The 298-nt window shown below is 63.1% G+C and carries 1 pseudogene; it reads left to right on the forward strand.

Going from position 1 to position 298, the window contains the following annotated elements:
- Nucleotides 1-298: pseudogene (locus tag P0G09_RS19130) on the forward strand (metallophosphoesterase); the annotation flags it as partial.

The following is a 298-nucleotide window of genomic DNA, read 5'->3' on the forward strand; positions in this document are numbered from 1 at the left end:
GGAAAGGGCTGCGCATCATGGGGCTGGGCGGCAGCATCCGCTACAACTGCGAGGAGACCTTCCAGTACACGGAGAAGGAAATGCGCCGCCGTATGCGGCGGCTCTGGTTCAAGGCCCACCGGGCGGGCGGCATCGACCTGCTGCTGACCCATTCCCCGGCGGCTGGCCTGAACGATGGCGATGACAGGGCCCATAAGGGCTTTGCCTGCTTCAACGACCTGCTGGAGGAGTACCAACCCAAGTGGTTCGTGCACGGACATGTCCACCTGAGCTATAATGCCAATCTGCCCCGGGTGTG

Source organism: Faecalibacterium sp. DFI.5.82, from assembly GCF_029076575.1.
In the GTDB taxonomy this organism is placed as follows: domain Bacteria; phylum Bacillota; class Clostridia; order Oscillospirales; family Ruminococcaceae; genus Faecalibacterium; species Faecalibacterium duncaniae.